Consider the following 18,768-nt stretch of genomic DNA (forward strand, 5'->3'; position numbering starts at 1 on the left):
AGCTAACCGGTACTAATGAACCGTGAGGCTTAACCTTACAACGCCGAAGATGTTTTGGCGATTTGAGAAGACGAGCAATATTCAGCTTTGATTCAGATTAGCGGAAACGAAAGATTTTACGCTGAGGCAAGGCGGCAAACGCGGCGAAGGAAGGAGCATACGGTGGTATGTGACTGAGTTCGCAAGAGCAGCCAACACAGTCTCAGTGGAAAAGATTCGTTTCGTGCACCAGAATTTGCCTGGCGGCAACAGCGCGGTGGTCCCACCTGACCCCATGCCGAACTCAGAAGTGAAACGCCGTAGCGCCGATGGTAGTGTGGGGTCTCCCCATGCGAGAGTAGGGAACTGCCAGGCATCAAATTAGCAAGTCAAACCGGGGCAACAAACCGGTGGTTGTAAAGAAATTCGGTGGAGCGGTAGTTCAGTCGGTTAGAATACCTGCCTGTCACGCAGGGGGTCGCGGGTTCGAGTCCCGTCCGTTCCGCCACCCTAATTAGGGGCGTAGTTCAATTGGTAGAGCACCGGTCTCCAAAACCGGGTGTTGGGGGTTCGAGTCCCTCCGCCCCTGCCAGAAACAATCCTTAGCATTTGCTAAGGATTTTTTTTGCTTTTTTCAGCGACCTTCATATAGAAGGTACCAAACTGGCATCCTTGCCTCATAATTCAACCAATCACTTTGATCTTTAAAAGATCTTTGATCTGATTCTGTTTATCGCTGTTCTGCAGCCAAATAGCGTAAAGTGGGCGAGAAAGGGTTGCGGTATCCGCGACCAGATGTAAGCCAACTTTTTGTTCTGCCCACGACACCGGTAGCCAGGTACAGCCATTTAGATATGACAATTGTTGATGCGCGACTTCCGCAGAACTGGTCGTTAATGTGGGTACATCGTCACTGGCGATCAACTCCGCTTCATGCTGCTGAAAATCAGCCCCCCACTCCAGTCGCAAGTAATTTAGTTCCGCTTTATTTTTACCCGGCTCAGCAGAATAGAGCGCGAGTGTAAAATGCCCCAATAGTTGACTGCTGAACTCATCCATTTTCGGTGTTTCGGTGGTAATCAGAAGATCCAGTTGCCGCTCATGTAACTGTTTAACTAATGACTGACGTTGTGCAATACGTGCTTCGAATTGCAGATTTCCCTGTAGCTCATAGAGTCTGCTTAGCCAGTCGCTGAGCATACACTCCCATAATGACGCGCTGGCACCGATAGAAAATTGGTGATGCCGCGAAGTATGTGCAACCTCTTTCCGCGCAGCCTGCCACGTACTCATAAGCGTCTCTGCATAAGGCAGAAGCTTCTCTCCAGCCGCCGTAAGACGGATATTATTACGGTGACGAGTAAATAGATTAACCCCAAGCTGGTTCTCCAGCTGGCGAATACGAAAACTCACTGCGGACTGTGTCAGGTAGAGTGATTCTGCTGCCCGGCCGAAGTGACGAGTCCTGCTTACTTCCAGGAAAGTTTTTAGTAATTCCGTATCCACGGTTTTCTCCACAAAAATATTTGTCGTAATGATTTAAATGTTTTGTTTTACACTCTGTCAAGCGTAACTAATACTCCGCGCCATAAATAGCTCGGCCAAAGAATTAGGAGCGTGCAGGATGGCGGAAAGCTTTACGACGACGAATCGTTTTTTCGACAATAAAAATTATCCACGCGGGTTCTCGCGCCACGGTGATTTCACCATCAAAGAGGCTCAACTGCTTGAGCGTCACGGCTACGCGTTTAACGAGCTGGAGCTTGGTAAACGTGACCCAGTGACCGAAGTAGAAACGCAGTTTGTCGCAGTCTGCCGTGGAGAACGTGAACCCAGCACGGAAGCAGAACGTGTCTGGCTTAAGTATATGGCTCGCATTAAGCGACCGAAGCGTTTTCATACCTTGTCGGGTGGAAAACCACAGATGGAAGGCACGGAAGATTACACTGAGTCTGACGATTAAGAGAAAGGGGCGAAGGCCCCTTTTTTACGTCAACATCTTTTGCAGATGAATGAGTAACCTGTCGATTGCGCGGTAACTTAGCGCTTCTTGCAGGTGTGCTCGCTGGATCTCATCCTGTTGTTCCAGATCAGCGATGGTTCTTGCAACCTTCAGCAGACGTTGCCAGGCTCGTATAGAGAAACCGAGACGTGTTAGCGTCTCTTCCAGCCATTCCCCATCCTCTTTTGCAAGCAAGCAGAACTCTTTTGTTTCGTTGCTTTCCAGCCGGGCGTTGAGCTTCTTTTGCCGTTGATGCTGACGAGCATGAGCCTGAATAACACGTGACCGCACGACCTCACTGCATTCACCTTTCTGCTGGGGTTGGCTCATTAAGCCGGGAGCAGGCAGCGGTATTTCCAGCGAGAGATCAAACCGATCGAGAAAAGGGCCTGATAGCCTTCCCAGATACCGCAGTGTCTGTTCAGGCGTGCTGCGATTATGGTTACCCTGATAGTGCCCGGTTGGGCTGGGATTCATGGCCGCAATCAACTGAAAGCGTGCAGGATAAGTGATTTTTGCTCTTGTTCGTGAAATGTGAATCTGGCCTGACTCCATCGGTTCGCGCAGAGCATCCAGTACGCGTCGCTCAAACTCAGGTAGTTCATCCAGAAACAGTACACCGTTGTGCGCCAGCGAAATTTCACCGGGCTCTGGTAATGAACCTCCCCCAACCAATGCTGTCAGGGAGGCGCTGTGATGAGGCGTTCTGAATGGCCGTCGTCGCCAGTGAAGAGTGGTGCTATTGTTGTTGAATACACTCATCACTGCTGCACTTTCCAGGGCTTCCTGATTATTAAGCGGTGGTAATAATCCCCCCAGTCTACTGGCCAGCATGGTTTTTCCGGTTCCTGGTGGCCCTATCAACAATAAATTATGTCCGCCTGCCGCAGTGATTTCTAAAGCTCGTTTCCCTTGCTGCTGTCCAATTACATCGCTCAGATCCCCGCTGTGCCTCTCCTGAACGCCCTCAAAGGGCGCTGGAGTTAAAAGGGTGTGTTTTCCTTCCAGAAAAGCACATACCTCCTGCAAATGGGTGGCTATGCGGCAATCTTCTGTTTCAGCAAGACTGGCCTCTGCTTCATTTTCCTGAGCAATGATGATGCTACGCCTGGCTTTAACTGCTTCCATGACACAAGAGATAGTGCCGGAGACTCCACGTAATGCGCCTGTAAGAGCAAGTTCACCAACGAACTCGTAGTCACTCAGCATTGGTGCTGTTAGTTGCTCTGAGGCCGCCAGAAGCGCGATAGCGATGGGTAAATCGTATCGCCCGCCTTCTTTTGGAAGATCGGCCGGTGCGAGATTGATCGTGATCCGCTTTGCCGGAAAAACATAACCACTGTTGATGATCGCGCTGCGTACCCGATCGCGTGCCTCTTTAACGGTCATCTCTGGTAATCCGACAATGGTCAGCCCTGGAAGTCCGTTGCTGATATGCACTTCGACCGTCACCAATGGCGCAGTAACGCCAAGTGCCGCTCGGGTATAAATGACTGACAATGCCATAGTTCCTCCTTGCCATGTTCATTATCTGTTCGTCGCTTTTACCTTTCATTATCGATATTGAGCATTTACGTGGACGTTTCCGGTAATTTGTTGCAAGTACATCCCCTTTTCATCGCGCCGGGAGTACGCTCGCAATATTGATTTCGTTAAAAAAACAGTGAAATATTTTCATGAGCTTTTTTATTATATAAAACAATGAGTTTTTGCTATTTTGTGAGCAATGATGCCAAAGCGGTCATAAATTTTTCTTGTGTCTTGTCTGAAATCTGTGTTACCTCTTTAGGCATTCCTTCGAACATGAAGCAAGAACGAACAAACATGAAAGCCCTTCTACGAGTGATTAGCCTGGTCGTGATTAGCGTGGTGGTGATTATTATCCCACCGTGCGGGGCTGCACTTGGACGAGGAAAGGCTTAGAAAACAAGCCTTAACGAACTAAGACCCCCGCACCGAAAGGTCCGGGGGTTTTTTTATGACTTAAAAATATAAGCGAGGAGCAGAGAATGAGTTGTAGCACAAAATTCTGTTTCTCCCGATATACGGCGGGGAACTGACTATGAATGGGGCACAGTGGGTAGTACATGCGTTGCGGGCACAGAAAGTGGATACGGTTTTTGGCTATCCGGGTGGCGCAATCATGCCGGTTTACGATGCATTGTATGACGGCGGCGTGGAACACCTACTGTGTCGGCATGAGCAGGGCGCCGCGATGGCCGCTATTGGCTATGCCCGTGCAACGGGTAAGACAGGCGTATGCATTGCGACATCCGGTCCGGGCGCTACCAATCTGATTACTGGCCTTGCCGATGCGTTGTTAGATTCAGTTCCGGTGGTGGCGATTACGGGTCAGGTTGCGGCTCCATTGATAGGAACTGACGCTTTTCAGGAAGTGGATGTGTTGGGTTTATCGCTGGCCTGTACCAAACACAGCTTTCTGGTTGAGTCCCTGCAAGAACTGCCGCGCGTAATGGCTGAAGCCTTCCATGTCGCCAGTTCTGGCCGCCCTGGCCCGGTTCTGGTTGATATCCCGAAAGACATCCAACTGGCGAGTGGCGATCTTGAGCCCTATTTCGCTACCGTTGATGAGGTAATCTCCTTCCCGCAGGCGCAGGTTGATCAGGCCCGCCAGATGTTAGCGCAGGCTAAAAAACCGATGCTGTATGTTGGTGGTGGCGTTGGTATGGCACAGGCGGTTCCTGCTTTGCGTGAGTTCCTGGCTGCAACACAGATGCCAGTGGTGTGTACACTGAAAGGTCTGGGCGCAGTGGCACCAGAATATGCTTATTACCTCGGTATGCTGGGGATGCACGGTACTAAAGCGGCGAACTTTGCTGTTCAGGAGTGCGATTTGCTGGTTGCTGTTGGCGCGCGGTTTGACGATCGTGTGACCGGCAAGCTAAATACCTTTGCGCCACATGCAGAAGTGATTCATATGGATATCGATCCGGCGGAAATGAGTAAGTTGCGTCAGGCGCATGTCGCGTTGCAGGGCGATTTGAATGCGTTGCTCCCGGTGTTGCAACAGGTGCTGTCCATTGATGCGTGGCGACAGCACGCCGCAGACTTACGCCGCGAGCATGCATGGCGTTATGACCATCCTGGCGAGGCGATTTATGCGCCACTGCTGTTAAAACAACTCTCTGAACGTAAACCGGCGAACAGCGTAGTGACGACCGATGTCGGGCAGCATCAGATGTGGGCTGCGCAACATCTTGAATTCGATCGTCCGGAAAATTTCATCACCTCTAGCGGCTTAGGCACGATGGGTTTTGGTCTGCCCGCTGCCGTTGGCGCGCAGGTCGCCCGCCCGGAGGATACGGTCATCTGTATCTCTGGTGACGGCTCCTTCATGATGAATGTACAGGAACTGGGCACCGTAAAACGTAAACAGTTACCGCTGAAGATGGTATTGCTGGACAACCAGCGTTTAGGAATGGTTCGACAATGGCAGCAGTTATTCTTTAACGAGCGTTATAGCGAAACTATTCTGACTGACAACCCCGATTTCCTCACGCTGGCCAGCGCCTTTGGCATCCCGGGCCAGCACATCACCCGTAAAGACCAGGTTGAAGCGGCACTCGACACCATGCTTTCGAGCTCAGGGCCATACCTGCTTCATGTCTCAATCGATGAACTTGAGAACGTCTGGCCATTGGTGCCGCCCGGCGCCAGTAACTCACAAATGCTGGAGAAATTATCATGATGCAACATCAGGTCGCCGTTGAGGCTCGTTTCAACCCGGAAACGTTAGAACGCGTGTTGCGCGTGGTGCGACACCGTGGTTTTCAGGTATGCGCGATGAATATGGAAACCGCCAGCGATGCGCAGAACATAAATATTGAATTGACCGTTGCCAGCCCGCGGCCTGTCGAATTACTGTTTAGCCAACTGAGCAAGCTTGTCGACGTTGCCCGGGTTGATATCCGACAGCGCGCCACATCATCACAATCACAACAAATCCGCGCGTAAGCGCAAAAGGAAGAACAACAATGACGACGAAAAAAGCAGACTACATTTGGTTCAATGGCGAGATGGTTCGTTGGGAAGACGCGAAAGTTCACGTGATGTCCCATGCTCTGCACTACGGCACATCTGTCTTCGAAGGTATCCGTTGCTACGACTCGCACAAAGGCCCGGTAGTCTTCCGCCATCGTGAACATATGCAGCGTCTGCATGATTCCGCCAAAATCTACCGTTTCCCGGTTTCTCAGAGCATTGATGACCTGATGGAAGCCTGCCGTGGAGTGATCCGCAAAAACAACCTGACTAGCGCGTATATCCGTCCGCTGATCTTTGTTGGCGATGTTGGTATGGGCGTGAACCCGCCTGCGGGTTACGGCACTGACGTGATTATCGCTGCGTTCCCGTGGGGTGCTTACCTGGGCGCGGAAGCGCTGGATCAGGGGATCGATGCGATGGTTTCTTCGTGGAATCGTGCTGCGCCGAATACCATCCCGACAGCCGCGAAAGCTGGCGGCAACTATCTCTCCTCTCTGCTGGTCGGCAGCGAAGCGCGCCGTCACGGTTATCAGGAAGGTATCGCACTGGATGTGAACGGTTATATCTCTGAAGGTGCAGGCGAAAACTTGTTTGAAGTGAAAGACGGCATCCTGTTTACTCCGCCGTTCACCTCTTCTGCTCTGCCGGGGATCACCCGTGATGCCATTATCAAGCTGGCAAAAGAGCTGAATATTGAAGTTCGTGAGCAGGTGCTGTCCCGCGAATCGCTGTACCTGGCGGATGAAGTGTTCATGTCCGGTACCGCTGCTGAGATCACCCCGGTTCGTAGCGTTGATGGTATCCAGGTTGGTGAAGGTCGTTGCGGTCCGGTCACCAAACGTATTCAGCAAGCATTCTTTGGCCTCTTCACCGGTGAAACGGAAGATAAGTGGGGCTGGTTGGATCAAGTTAATCCATAAATACCCGTCATACTTCAGGTTGTAGGTGTGTTGGCTGCACTCGTTCACCCCAGTCACTTACTTATGTAAGCTCCTGGGGATTCGCTCGCTTGCCGCCTTCCTACAACCCGAATTATTTAGGGTATAGCAAATAAATATGGGATGGCACGCACCACCCCATCGACAAGACAGACGGGAGTAAAAGAGCATGCCTAAGTACCGTTCCGCCACCACCACTCACGGGCGCAATATGGCGGGTGCCCGCGCGCTGTGGCGCGCAACCGGGATGACCGACGCCGATTTCGGCAAGCCGATTATTGCTGTCGTGAACTCATTTACCCAGTTCGTGCCCGGGCACGTTCATCTGCGCGATCTTGGTAAGCTGGTTGCAGAGCAAATCGAAGCCGCAGGTGGCGTAGCGAAAGAGTTCAACACCATTGCTGTCGATGACGGTATCGCCATGGGCCACGGTGGCATGCTGTATTCACTGCCCTCCCGCGAGCTTATTGCTGATTCTGTTGAATATATGGTTAATGCCCACTGCGCCGATGCGATGGTGTGTATTTCCAACTGCGACAAAATCACCCCTGGGATGTTGATGGCTTCCCTGCGCCTCAATATTCCGGTGATTTTCGTCTCCGGCGGCCCGATGGAAGCCGGTAAGACCAAACTCTCCAACCAGATCATCAAGCTGGATCTGGTTGATGCGATGATTCAAGGCGCAGACCCGAAAGTCTCTGATGGCCAGAGCGAACAGGTGGAACGTTCCGCATGCCCGACCTGTGGCTCCTGTTCCGGCATGTTCACCGCCAATTCAATGAATTGCCTGACTGAAGCGCTGGGCCTGTCACAGCCGGGCAACGGTTCGTTACTGGCTACTCACGCCGATCGCAAAGCGTTGTTTATCAATGCCGGCAAACGCATTGTTGAGCTGACTAAACGTTACTACGAGCAGGACGATGGTTCGGCGCTACCACGCGCTATCGCCAGCAAAGCGGCATTCGAAAACGCCATGACGCTGGACATCGCAATGGGCGGTTCGACCAATACCGTTCTGCACCTGCTGGCGGCGGCGCAGGAAGCCGAAATTGATTTCACCATGAGTGATATCGATCAGCTTTCCCGCAAAGTTCCGCAACTGTGTAAAGTCGCGCCGAGTACGCAGAAATACCATATGGAAGATGTCCACCGTGCAGGTGGCGTGCTGGGTATTCTGGGGGAACTGGATCGAGCAGGCCTGTTAAACCGTAACGTGAAAAACGTGCTCGGTCTGACGCTGCCGCAAACGCTTGAGCAGTACGATGTCATGCTGACCAAAGACGAAGCGGTGAAAACTATGTTCCGCGCTGGCCCGGCAGGTATTCGCACCACGCAGGCTTTCTCACAGGATTGCCGCTGGGATACGCTGGATGATGATCGCGCGGCAGGTTGTATCCGCTCGCTGGAGCATGCATACAGCAAAGATGGCGGTCTGGCCGTACTGTACGGCAACTTTGCTGAAAACGGCTGCATCGTGAAAACCGCAGGCGTGGATGACAGCAATCTGAAATTCACCGGTCCGGCAAAAGTATATGAAAGCCAGGATGCGGCGGTTGAGGCTATTCTCGGCGGTAAAGTGGTGGCTGGCGATGTTGTGGTTATCCGCTATGAGGGGCCGAAAGGTGGGCCGGGCATGCAGGAGATGCTGTATCCAACCAGCTTCCTGAAGTCGATGGGGCTGGGTAAAGCCTGCGCGCTTATCACCGACGGGCGCTTCTCAGGTGGGACATCCGGCCTTTCCATCGGTCACGTTTCCCCGGAAGCGGCCAGCGGCGGCAATATTGGGCTGATTGAAGATGGCGACATCATCGCTATCGATATCCCGAACCGTGGTATTCAGTTGCAGGTTAGCGACCAGCAGTTGGCGGCGCGTCGTGAAGCACAGGAAGCTCGCGGCGATAAAGCCTGGACGCCGGTGGATCGCGAACGTCAGGTCTCTTTCGCGTTACGCGCTTACGCCAGTCTCGCAACCAGTGCAGACAAGGGTGCGGTGCGCGATAAATCTAAACTTGGGGGTTAATGATGGCCGAATCCCAACCCCTCTCCGCCGCCCCTGAAGGGGCGGAATATTTGAGGGCTGTGTTGCGCGCGCCGGTTTATGAAGTGGCGCAGGTGACGCCGCTGCAAAAAATGGACAAGCTATCTTCGCGTCTGGATAACGTCATTCTGGTAAAACGCGAAGATCGCCAGCCTGTGCACAGCTTCAAGCTGCGTGGCGCTTATGCGATGATCGCAGGGTTAACCGCCGAGCAGAAATCGCATGGTGTAATCACGGCATCCGCAGGCAATCACGCGCAGGGTGTGGCGATGTCTTCTACGCGCCTCGGCATCAAATCGCTGATCGTGATGCCAGTGGCGACAGCCGATATCAAAGTCGATGCGGTACGCGGTTTTGGCGGAGAAGTACTGCTACATGGTGCTAATTTCGATGAAGCGAAAGCCAAAGCCATTGAACTGTCGCAGCAGCAAGGGTTCACGTTTGTCCCGCCGTTCGATCATCCGATGGTGATTGCCGGGCAGGGAACGCTGGCGCTGGAGTTGTTGCAGCAGGATGCGCATATCGACCGGATCTTTGTACCGGTCGGTGGCGGTGGTCTGGCAGCGGGTGTAGCGGTGCTGATTAAGCAACTGATGCCGCAAATCAAAGTGATCGCTGTCGAAGCGGAAGATTCCGCCTGTCTGAAAGCGGCGCTGGACGCCGGGCATCCGGTCGATTTGCCGCGCGTTGGGTTGTTTGCCGAAGGCGTGGCGGTTAAACGCATCGGTGATGAGACCTTCCGTCTGTGCCAGGAGTACCTCGACGATATCATTACCGTCGATAGCGATGCGATTTGCGCGGCGATGAAAGATCTGTTCGAAGATGTGCGGGCGGTCGCGGAACCGTCCGGCGCGCTGGCACTGGCGGGGATGAAGAAATATATCGCCAAACACGACATTCACGGCGAGCGGCTGGCGCATGTGCTCTCCGGCGCAAACGTCAATTTCCACGGCTTACGTTACGTTTCTGAACGCTGTGAGCTGGGCGAGCAACGCGAAGCGCTGCTGGCGGTGACCATTCCAGAAGAGAAGGGCAGCTTCCTGAAATTCTGCCAGTTGCTGGGAGGACGTTCCGTCACCGAGTTTAATTACCGTTTCGCCGATGCGAAAAATGCCTGCATTTTTGTTGGCGTACGTTTGAGTCGCGGCCTGGAAGAGCGCCAGGAGATCCTTTCATTGCTGAACCACGGCGGTTATAGCGTGGTGGATCTCTCTGACGATGAGATGGCGAAACTGCATGTGCGCTATATGGTTGGCGGACGGCCATCGAAACCGTTGCAGGAGCGCTTGTACAGCTTCGAGTTCCCAGAATCACCGGGTGCGCTGCTGAAATTCCTGCATACGCTCGGTACGTACTGGAATATTTCGCTATTCCACTATCGTAGCCATGGCACGGATTATGGCCGCGTGCTGGCGGCGTTTGAACTGGGCGATCACGAGCCGGATTTTGAAACCCGACTCAATGAACTGGGTTATGACTGCCACGATGAAACACATAACCCGGCATTCCGTTTCTTCCTGGCGGGTTAGTTGTTCGGCAGAATTTTCCAGAAGGCATCGATAAGCGGCTCATAGAGCCGCTTTTTTTGTACGCACACGCCAAGCTCGAACGGTGTTTTTTCATCGCTACGTTCGAGGATCATCACGCGATTACGTACCGGCTCCGGACTGTTTTCCAGTACCACTTCCGGGATCAGCGCCACGCCGCACCCCAGCGCTACCATGGAGACCATTGCTTCGTGCCCGCCAACGGTCGCGTAAATGGCCGGGTTGCTGATTTTGTGGCGGCGGAACCACAGCTCAATACGCCGACGCACCGGCCCCTGATCGGCCATGATAAATGGCACCGTCGACCAGTCAGGCTCGGTTTGCGATACCTGATTACGCACAGGGCACGGCAACGCTGGTGCAATCAGCACTACTGCCAGATTCTCCAGCATAGAAAACGCCACCGCGCCGGGGAGCGTTTCCGGCTTACCGGCAATCGCCAGGTCCGCTTCACCTGTAACTACTTTTTCCATGGCATCGGCAGCATCGCCGGTTGTGAGTTTGATCTCCACCGACGGATGTTCAGCACGGAAATGGTCGAGGATTGGCGGTAAATGGCTGTAGGCTGCGGTGACCGAACAGAACAGGTGTAGCTCGCCGGAGAGTGATGGGCCTTGCTGGTCTATCGAATGGCGGAGTTGCTGATACTGTAATAACGTTTGTTGAGCAAAGGTGCGTAACTCTTCTCCCGCATCGGTCAGCGTGACGGCGCGGTTATCGCGTACAAACAGCGGTTGACCAAGGTCTTCTTCCAGCCGCTGAATCTGGCGTGAAAGCGTGGAGGGACTGACATGCATGGCGCGTGCGCTGCGGCCAAAATGGCGGCTTTCCGCCAGATGCAGGAAGGTTTTCAGATCGCGTAAATCCATGAGACAGGCTCCACAAATTTACATTGCAAAAATTGCAATGTGACGTTGTTAATATATCAATTTAAGCAACGCATTTCCTGTCATATAGTGGGTTCAATCTCGCGAATCAGCGAACTGAACAATAAGCACGACAACACAACATCATGAGGTCTTACCATGGCTAACTACTTTAATACACTGAACCTGCGCCAGCAGTTGGCGCAGCTGGGTAAATGTCGCTTTATGGCGCGTGAAGAATTTGCCGATGGCGCAAGCTACCTTCAGGGTAAAAAAGTGGTCATTGTCGGCTGCGGAGCGCAGGGTCTTAACCAGGGCCTGAACATGCGCGACTCCGGTCTGGATATCTCTTACGCTCTGCGTAAAGAAGCCATCGCAGAAAAACGTGCCTCCTGGCGTAAAGCGACCGAAAACGGTTTTAAAGTAGGTACCTACGAAGAACTGATCCCGCAGGCGGATCTGGTTGTTAACCTGACGCCGGACAAGCAGCACTCTGACGTTGTGCGCTCCGTACAGCCGCTGATGAAAGATGGCGCGGCACTGGGTTACTCCCACGGTTTTAACATCGTCGAAGTGGGCGAGCAGATCCGTAAAGACATCACTGTCGTGATGGTGGCACCGAAGTGTCCTGGTACGGAAGTGCGTGAAGAGTACAAACGCGGCTTTGGCGTACCGACGCTTATCGCTGTTCACCCGGAAAACGATCCGAAAGGTGAAGGCATGGCGATTGCCAAAGCGTGGGCTGCGGCAACAGGCGGCCATCGCGCAGGTGTTCTGGAGTCCTCTTTCGTAGCGGAAGTGAAATCTGACCTGATGGGCGAGCAGACCATTCTCTGCGGTATGTTACAGGCCGGTTCTCTGCTGTGCTTCGACAAGCTGGTGGCCGAAGGTACTGATCCGGCTTATGCTGAAAAACTGATCCAGTTTGGCTGGGAAACCGTGACCGAAGCCCTGAAGCAGGGCGGGATCACACTGATGATGGATCGTCTGTCTAACCCGGCGAAACTGCGTGCTTACGCGTTGTCCGAACAACTGAAAGGCATCATGGCGCCGTTGTTCCAGAAACATATGGATGACATCATCTCTGGTGAATTCTCTTCCGGCATGATGGCTGACTGGGCCAACGATGATAAAAAACTGCTGACCTGGCGTGAAGAGACCGGTAAAACCGCATTCGAAACCGCACCGCAGTTTGAAGGCAAAATCAGCGAGCAAGAGTACTTTGATAAAGGCGTGCTGATGATCGCGATGGTTAAAGCGGGCGTTGAACTGGCGTTCGAAACCATGGTGGCGTCCGGTATTATCGAAGAGTCTGCTTACTATGAATCGCTGCACGAACTGCCGCTGATTGCCAACACCATCGCGCGTAAGCGTCTGTATGAGATGAATGTGGTAATTTCCGATACCGCAGAGTACGGCAACTATCTGTTCTCTTACGCTTGCGTACCACTGCTGAAAGAGTTTATGACCACGCTGCAAACCGGCGATCTGGGCAAAGCGATTGCGGAAGGCGCGGTTGATAACGCGCAGCTGCGTGATGTGAACGAAGCGATTCGCGGCCATGCGATTGAAAAAGTGGGCCAGAAACTGCGTGGCTACATGACAGATATGAAACGTATCGCGGTCGCTGGCTGATTTCCATCGCCTTTCGGCCCACTGATGCGTTGGCTTTATAGTGCACCCAGGCCTCATAGTTATTCTATGCTCCTGGGGATGTACTTACTTGCCACCCTCCAGCAACCCGAAGTTCTTAGAGAAATGCGTTTCAGAATACAAACCCGGTAAGCGTCCGCGTTGCCGGGTTTATTTTTTGCGGCGCAGGGCAATCACCGAATCCGATACCTCCCCTTCTTGCCCCTGCGGACCGTGCATTAGCCTCGCAACATCATCACAGAAGATAATTTCCCAGTCTGTAGAGAGCGGTTCCAGCACAACTATCGCTTTTTTGGCCGACTGGAACGGTCTGTCAGCCTGTGGAGACCATGACGGTGGCTTCGCGTGTGAGGTAATGAGCAGCATTCCGCCAGGTGCAACATGAGTGAGCGCAGTGCGGAAAATCGTAAAGCGATCGAACGTCAGCGGCGATTCGAGAAACGATGCCACAATCAGATCGTAACTCCCTGTTGGAAAAGACTGTGTCAGATCGTATTGGGCAAAGACGATCTGCTTGCTGACCCAGATCTCTGTGCGTTTGCTGCAGCATACTCCAGCGCCCTGTAAGATAAATCAACAGCCGTAACCTGCCATCCCTTTTTGGCCAGCCAGATCGCATCATCCCCGCGCCCACAGCCTAATTCCAGGGCACTGGCGGGCGCAAGGCTATCGACAAACCGTACCAGCATCTTTCCGGGAATACCGTTTGAGTGTGGTGACATTGCGTCGTAGTGGCTCTCCCAGAACTCGACAGGTGTTTGATCAAGGTTGTGCATTGACGCCTCGCAGGGTGATGAATTTCATGTAATAAACAAAGTAACATAAGATGTCATTACGTCAATATTTTATAATAAAATTTTAAATTTAATTAAAATCAATGAGTTGATTGCTATCGCTATGTTTTTTACCGTGCAGTGATTGTTGAAATCCACTTTATGTAATATCGTAAGTTACATGAAAATAAACAACTCATTCTCAGCAACACTACACATCCTGCTTCATATGGAGCAGGCGGATAAATCGATGACATCGGAACAGATGGCTGCTTATATTGACGGCAACCCGGCATTTATTCGTAAGCTTCTTGCCGGGCTTCGGGAAAGCCAGATCGTGTATGCGACAAAAGGGCATCATGGCGGCTGGCGGCTTTGTCGCCCCGCCAGTGATGTCACTCTCCACGATATCTATATCGCTTTAGGTTCCCCGGCGCTGTTTGCCCTGGGAAATCGTAGCGAGAATCCCCAGTGCCTAGTTGAACAAGGTGTTAACCGGGTGATGTCATCCACGTTAGCTGATGCGCAGTCGCTGATTCTGGAGCGCTTTAAAAACCTAACGTTGCAGGATGTGGGAGCCGAATTCATCAGTTACTTCAATGAAAAAGGGCATAATAATGATTTCCACATTAATGACTGATCTGACGACCTGCCTGATGATCGCACTGGCAGCCAGCAGTATATCAATGACGGTAACGCAAACAGAACTGTTTGCCGCATTTCGTGAATGGGCAACCAAAAAGAACGCAATGATGGGGCACCTTTTCCAGTGCTTTTATTGCTTGAGTCATTGGGTGGTATTTGGCGGGATGCTGGTTTATCGTCCGGCGTTACTGCAAAGCGGTTTTGCTCTGATTGACTGGGTGATGACGGCATTTATCACCATTACCCTGACGACGTTGATTAATGGCCTGATGTTTAAAGTATTCCAGGCTGCTGTCAGTACACATGTGATGAAATTCGAAGCGCAAAAAACGCTGCAATCTCCTAAATAAAACAAGATAGCCTCTCATGCACAGAGAGGCTTTATAGCCGAACTATTTCCGGTACAGCACTTTGATGATGTGATAGCCAAACTTGGTTTTAACCGGACCGAAAGGTTGCAATAACGGGCAACTGAATACGGCCTTATCAAAAGGCCCTACCATCACGCCTTGCTTGAATTCGCCCAGATCGCCGCCGTTACGTGCTGAAGGGCAGGTGGAATAGCGCTTTGCCAGATGGCCGAAACTCGAGCCTTTCTCCAGCTTAGCCATAATTTCCTGCGCCAGTTTTTCGGTTTTCACCAGAATATGCAGCGCTGCTGCTGTCTTCGCCATGTTCACGTTCCGTAGTTGAGAGAAGCCTCCACACTTTACCATTGGCGGGTAAATCTCTGGCAGGCTTTCTGCTACAATCCTTCCCCCGTGCGAAGATTGAGCAATACCTCCATGCGTTTAAATCCAGGCCAACAACAAGCTGTCGAATTCGTCACCGGACCCTGCCTGGTGCTTGCGGGCGCGGGATCCGGTAAAACACGCGTGATCACCAACAAAATCGCTCATCTGATCCGCAGCTGCGGCTATCAGGCAAAACATATCGCGGCGGTAACTTTCACCAACAAAGCGGCGCGCGAAATGAAAGAGCGTGTAGCGCAGACGCTGGGGCGCAAAGAGGCGCGCGGTTTGATGATCTCCACCTTTCACACGCTGGGGTTAACGATTATTAAGCGCGAATTCGCCGCGCTGGGGATGAAATCCAACTTTTCGCTGTTTGATGATACCGATCAGGCCGCGCTGCTGAAAGATCTGACCGAAGGGCTGATCGACGATGACAAAGCGGTGTTGCAGCAGTTGATCTCCACGATCTCGAACTGGAAAAACGATCTGCTGACGCCGTCGCAGGTTGCCGCACAGGCAAAGGGCGAGCGCGATCGTATTTTTGCTCACTGCTATGGCCTGTACGATAGTCATATGAAATCGTGCAATGTGCTCGATTTCGACGATTTGATTTTGCTACCGACACTGTTATTGCAGCGTAATGAAGAGGTGCGCGAACGCTGGCAAAACAAGATTCGCTATCTGTTGGTGGATGAATATCAGGATACCAACACCAGCCAGTACGAGCTGGTAAAATTGCTGGTGGGGCAGCGCGCGCGCTTTACAGTGGTGGGGGATGACGATCAGTCGATCTACTCCTGGCGCGGCGCGCGCCCGCAAAACTTGGTACTGCTGAGTCAGGATTTTCCGGCATTGCAGGTGATTAAGCTGGAGCAAAACTACCGCTCATCCGGGCGTATTCTGAAGGCGGCAAACATTCTGATCGCCAACAACCCGCACGTATTTGAAAAGCGTCTTTTTTCAGAGCTGGGCTACGGGCCGGAACTGAAGATCCTTAGCGCGAATCACGAAGAACATGAAGCCGAACGTGTTACCGGAGAGCTGATCGCCCATCACTTCGTCAACAAAACCCAGTACAAAGATTATGCGATTCTCTATCGCGGTAATCATCAGTCGAGGGTGTTTGAAAAATTCCTGATGCAGAACCGCATCCCGTACAAGATCTCGGGCGGTACGTCGTTTTTCTCGCGTCCGGAAATCAAAGACCTGCTGGCTTACTTGCGCGTGCTGACCAATACGGAAGACGACAGTGCGTTTTTGCGGATTGTGAATACACCGAAGCGTGAGATTGGCTCAGCTACCCTGCAAAAGTTGGGGGAGTGGGCGATGCTGCGCAACAAAGGCCTTTTTGCCGCCAGCTTTGATGTTGGCCTGAATCAGACGCTCACTGGGCGGGGCTATGAATCGTTGACACGCTTTACGCAGTGGCTTGGCGATGTGCAGCAGTTGTCTGAGCGCGAGCCGATTGCTGCAGTGCGCGATTTGATCCACGGCATCGACTATGAATCCTGGCTGTTTGAAACTTCGCCCAGTCCTAAGGCCGCCGAGATGCGGATGAAAAACGTCAACACGCTGTTCGGATGGATGACAGAAATGCTGGAAGGAAACGAACTGGATGAGCCAATGACGCTGGCGGAAGTGGTCACGCGTTTTACCCTGCGCGATATGATGGAGCGCGGCGAGGGCGATGACGAATCTGACCAGGTGCAGCTAATGACGCTGCATGCCTCCAAAGGGCTGGAATTTCCGTATGTCTTCCTGGTTGGTATGGAAGAGGGATTACTGCCGCATCAGAGCAGCATCGATGAGGATAACGTCGATGAAGAGCGCCGTCTTGCCTATGTGGGCATCACCCGGGCGCAGAAAGAGCTGATTTTCACTCTCTGTAAGGAGCGCCGTCAGTATGGCGAACTGGTGCGCCCTGAGCCCAGCCGTTTCCTGCTGGAATTACCGCAGGATGATCTGAACTGGGAGCAGGAGCGCAAAGTAGTGAGTGCTGAAGAGAGGATGCACAAAGGCCAGGCCAACGTAGCAAATATTCGTGCCATGCTGGCGAAGGCGAAAGAGAAGTAAAAAAGGCCCGGTCAATGGGCCTCACACTTACTGGATTTCCAGCGGCCAGTGGACGTAACTTTGCCACTGGCTTTCCTGCTCGATTAACTCTGCGCCCAGAGGGTGACTTTTCAACCAGCCCAGCGGCAACGATAGCGTTAGTTTTTCTCCTCGCGCACTGACGATAATTTCCGGCAATAAATCGTCGCGACGGCGGCTGGCAAAAATAATCGCCAGGCGCAGCAGGCGGCAGAGATGTTCCGCAACGCGCGGTGGGACGGCGTTTTGCTGATGCAGGGAAGAGAGATCGACGGCGTTGGTCTGGTTCAGCAGCAGCGTGGCGAGCAGTTTTTTCTGCGCTGGCGTAAAGCCCGGGAGATCGAGATTGCGTACCAGCCATGCGGCATGCTGTGGTGCCTGTTTAAACTCAATACTCAAACCAATTTCATGCAATTCGCAGGCAACTTGCAGTATTTCGATGCTGTAGGCATCAAGCTCCCACTCTTTTTCTACACTCAGCACAAAGCGTTTTGCCAGCGCAGTCACGCGATGGGCTTGATCGGTATCGATAATAAAACGGCGCTGGATGTTGCGCAGCGTACGGCTGCGAATATCCTGATCAACCGGCAGATGCAGCATGCCGTAGACCAGCCCTTCGCGCAGCGCGCCGCCGGCCAGCGTCATGCTGGCAATATTCATCTCGGTGAAGATAGCGATCAGAATCGCCAGCCCACTAGGAAAGACCAGTGCGCGCTCCAGCGTCAGGCCTTCGATCTCCAGCTCTTCAAGCCGTCCACACTGAATAGCGCGCTGCTTAAGCTGCTGAAGTTTGGCGAGCGTAATGCGCTCATCCATGCCCTGCGCCATCATAATTTCTTGTAGGGCCTGCACGGTGCCGGATGCGCCAACGCATACTTTCCAGCCGTGCCGACGAAGCTCATCGGCGACCGGACGCAGCACTTCACGTGCAGCATGCTCTGCAGCGTCGAAATTTTCCTGCCCGAGATTGCGGTCGGTAAAAAAACGTTCAAGCCAGGTGACGCAGCCCATCGACAGACTAAACAGCGAAGTGGTTTGCGCGCCAGTGCCGGTCACCAGCTCGGTACTGGCACCGCCGATATCCACAACCAGACGCTGATCCGCACCGCCGGTGGTATGTGCGACACCCTGATAAATCAGGCGCGCTTCCTCTTCGCCACTGATAACCTGCACCGGGCAACCGAGGATGACTTGTGCTTTGTTGAGGAATTCCTGAGCGTTGACCGCCAGGCGGAGCGTGGCCGTTGCCACAACGCGGATTTGCTGTGCTGGAATATCCTGAAGACGCTCTGAAAACAGACGCAGACACTGCCAGCCGCGTTCCATCGCGTCCTGGGAAAGCTGATTTTCACTGCTCAGGCCCGCTGCCAGGCGAACCTTGCGTTTGATGCGGGAAAGCGTCTGAATGCTTCCCGCCACCTCGCGCACAACCAGCATATGAAAACTGTTGGAGCCAAGATCAATGGCGGCATAGAGCGAGGCGGAACCAAGCATATT

19 protein-coding genes, 2 tRNA genes and 1 rRNA gene are annotated in these 18,768 nt (G+C 52.9%); 15 read left to right on the forward strand and 7 right to left on the reverse strand.

The window, feature by feature from the left end; translation table 11 throughout:
• Positions 1 to 238: 238 nt before the first annotated feature.
• From rrf to GA0061070_RS10730, 3 genes are all read left to right on the forward strand, one after another.
• Positions 239 to 354 (forward strand): 5S ribosomal RNA (gene rrf / locus GA0061070_RS10720).
• A gap of 56 nt (positions 355 to 410) precedes the next feature.
• Positions 411 to 487: transfer RNA gene (locus GA0061070_RS10725), tRNA-Asp, on the forward strand.
• 8 nt (positions 488 to 495) lie between these two features.
• A tRNA-Trp gene (locus GA0061070_RS10730) sits at positions 496 to 571 on the forward strand.
• 92 nt (positions 572 to 663) lie between these two features.
• On the opposite strand, the gene hdfR is transcribed toward GA0061070_RS10730, so the two are convergent.
• Positions 664 to 1,497, reverse strand: a complete 834-nt coding sequence (gene hdfR, locus GA0061070_RS10735) for an HTH-type transcriptional regulator HdfR (RefSeq protein ID WP_167353566.1) — start codon at positions 1,495 to 1,497, stop codon at positions 664 to 666.
• 106 nt (positions 1,498 to 1,603) lie between these two features.
• Between hdfR and GA0061070_RS10740 the strand changes: the two genes are divergently transcribed.
• Positions 1,604 to 1,942 (forward strand): MaoP family protein, encoded by a 339-nt coding sequence (locus GA0061070_RS10740; protein ID WP_090136003.1) that lies wholly within the window; start codon positions 1,604 to 1,606, stop codon positions 1,940 to 1,942.
• Positions 1,943 to 1,966: 24 nt separating this feature from the next.
• Here GA0061070_RS10740 and GA0061070_RS10745 read toward each other — a convergent pair whose 3' ends face one another.
• A complete protein-coding gene (locus GA0061070_RS10745; RefSeq protein ID WP_090136005.1) occupies positions 1,967 to 3,487 on the reverse strand; it encodes a YifB family Mg chelatase-like AAA ATPase in 1,521 nt (506 codons plus the stop codon).
• Positions 3,488 to 3,805: 318 nt separating this feature from the next.
• Between GA0061070_RS10745 and ilvL the strand changes: the two genes are divergently transcribed.
• The 7 genes from ilvL (at position 3,806) to ilvA (ending at position 10,491) form a co-directional block, all read left to right on the forward strand.
• On the forward strand, positions 3,806 to 3,904 hold the full coding sequence (gene ilvL / locus GA0061070_RS10750) for an ilv operon leader peptide (RefSeq protein ID WP_015966468.1): 99 nt from the start codon (positions 3,806 to 3,808) through the stop codon (positions 3,902 to 3,904).
• An 86-nt stretch (positions 3,905 to 3,990) separates the two neighbouring features.
• Positions 3,991 to 4,041: a peptide IlvX gene (gene ilvX / locus GA0061070_RS25960; protein WP_202626166.1), complete on the forward strand. Its 51-nt coding sequence runs from the start codon at positions 3,991 to 3,993 to the stop codon at positions 4,039 to 4,041.
• 2 nt (positions 4,042 to 4,043) lie between these two features.
• A complete protein-coding gene (ilvG, locus tag GA0061070_RS10755) occupies positions 4,044 to 5,690 on the forward strand; it encodes an acetolactate synthase 2 catalytic subunit (RefSeq protein WP_090136007.1) in 1,647 nt (548 codons plus the stop codon).
• Positions 5,687 to 5,956: an acetolactate synthase 2 small subunit gene (gene ilvM, locus GA0061070_RS10760; protein WP_007369196.1), complete on the forward strand. Its 270-nt coding sequence runs from the start codon at positions 5,687 to 5,689 to the stop codon at positions 5,954 to 5,956. Before ilvG ends, ilvM begins: the two co-directional genes overlap by 4 nt.
• 20 nt (positions 5,957 to 5,976) lie before the next feature.
• The gene (gene ilvE, locus GA0061070_RS10765; RefSeq protein WP_090136009.1) at positions 5,977 to 6,906 is read left to right on the forward strand and encodes a branched-chain-amino-acid transaminase; all 930 of its coding nucleotides are present in this window, start codon (positions 5,977 to 5,979) and stop codon (positions 6,904 to 6,906) included.
• A 187-nt stretch (positions 6,907 to 7,093) separates the two neighbouring features.
• Complete coding sequence (ilvD, locus tag GA0061070_RS10770; protein ID WP_090136011.1) at positions 7,094 to 8,944, forward strand: dihydroxy-acid dehydratase; 1,851 nt, start codon at positions 7,094 to 7,096, stop codon at positions 8,942 to 8,944.
• A 2-nt stretch (positions 8,945 to 8,946) separates the two neighbouring features.
• A complete protein-coding gene (gene ilvA, locus GA0061070_RS10775; protein ID WP_090136137.1) occupies positions 8,947 to 10,491 on the forward strand; it encodes a threonine ammonia-lyase, biosynthetic in 1,545 nt (514 codons plus the stop codon).
• Here the strand turns inward: ilvA and ilvY are convergent.
• Complete coding sequence (gene ilvY / locus GA0061070_RS10780) at positions 10,488 to 11,378, reverse strand: HTH-type transcriptional activator IlvY (RefSeq protein ID WP_090136013.1); 891 nt, start codon at positions 11,376 to 11,378, stop codon at positions 10,488 to 10,490. The genes ilvA and ilvY overlap by 4 nt on opposite strands.
• 156 nt (positions 11,379 to 11,534) lie before the next feature.
• Here ilvY and ilvC point away from each other — a divergent pair, with 156 nt between their 5' ends.
• The gene (ilvC, locus tag GA0061070_RS10785) at positions 11,535 to 13,010 is read left to right on the forward strand and encodes a ketol-acid reductoisomerase (RefSeq protein ID WP_090136015.1); all 1,476 of its coding nucleotides are present in this window, start codon (positions 11,535 to 11,537) and stop codon (positions 13,008 to 13,010) included.
• Between the two features lie 168 nt (positions 13,011 to 13,178).
• Here ilvC and GA0061070_RS10790 read toward each other — a convergent pair whose 3' ends face one another.
• Positions 13,179 to 13,478 carry a hypothetical protein gene (locus GA0061070_RS10790; protein ID WP_090136016.1) on the reverse strand — a complete coding sequence of 100 codons (300 nt, stop codon included), beginning with the start codon at positions 13,476 to 13,478 and terminating at the stop codon, positions 13,179 to 13,181.
• Between the two features lie 35 nt (positions 13,479 to 13,513).
• Complete coding sequence (locus GA0061070_RS25965) at positions 13,514 to 13,804, reverse strand: class I SAM-dependent methyltransferase (protein ID WP_090136018.1); 291 nt, start codon at positions 13,802 to 13,804, stop codon at positions 13,514 to 13,516.
• Between the two features lie 178 nt (positions 13,805 to 13,982).
• Between GA0061070_RS25965 and GA0061070_RS10800 the strand changes: the two genes are divergently transcribed.
• Entirely contained in the window at positions 13,983 to 14,441 is a 459-nt protein-coding gene (locus tag GA0061070_RS10800) for an Rrf2 family transcriptional regulator (RefSeq protein ID WP_090136020.1), read from the forward strand.
• A complete protein-coding gene (locus GA0061070_RS10805) occupies positions 14,419 to 14,796 on the forward strand; it encodes a DUF1360 domain-containing protein (protein WP_090136022.1) in 378 nt (125 codons plus the stop codon). Before GA0061070_RS10800 ends, GA0061070_RS10805 begins: the two co-directional genes overlap by 23 nt.
• Before the next feature lie 42 nt (positions 14,797 to 14,838).
• On the opposite strand, the gene ppiC is transcribed toward GA0061070_RS10805, so the two are convergent.
• Positions 14,839 to 15,120 (reverse strand): peptidylprolyl isomerase PpiC, encoded by a 282-nt coding sequence (gene ppiC, locus GA0061070_RS10810; protein ID WP_090136024.1) that lies wholly within the window; start codon positions 15,118 to 15,120, stop codon positions 14,839 to 14,841.
• A gap of 111 nt (positions 15,121 to 15,231) precedes the next feature.
• Between ppiC and rep the strand changes: the two genes are divergently transcribed.
• Positions 15,232 to 17,253, forward strand: coding sequence for a DNA helicase Rep (gene rep, locus GA0061070_RS10815; protein WP_090136026.1), 2,022 nt, complete (start codon positions 15,232 to 15,234; stop codon positions 17,251 to 17,253).
• A gap of 27 nt (positions 17,254 to 17,280) precedes the next feature.
• Here the strand turns inward: rep and gppA are convergent, their stop codons facing one another.
• Positions 17,281 to 18,765 (reverse strand): guanosine-5'-triphosphate,3'-diphosphate diphosphatase, encoded by a 1,485-nt coding sequence (gene gppA, locus GA0061070_RS10820; protein WP_090136028.1) that lies wholly within the window; start codon positions 18,763 to 18,765, stop codon positions 17,281 to 17,283.
• Between the last annotated feature and the right edge of the window lie 3 nt (positions 18,766 to 18,768).

It is taken from the genome of Kosakonia oryziphila (assembly GCF_900094795.1).
Taxonomy (GTDB): Bacteria; Pseudomonadota; Gammaproteobacteria; order Enterobacterales; family Enterobacteriaceae; genus Kosakonia; species Kosakonia oryziphila.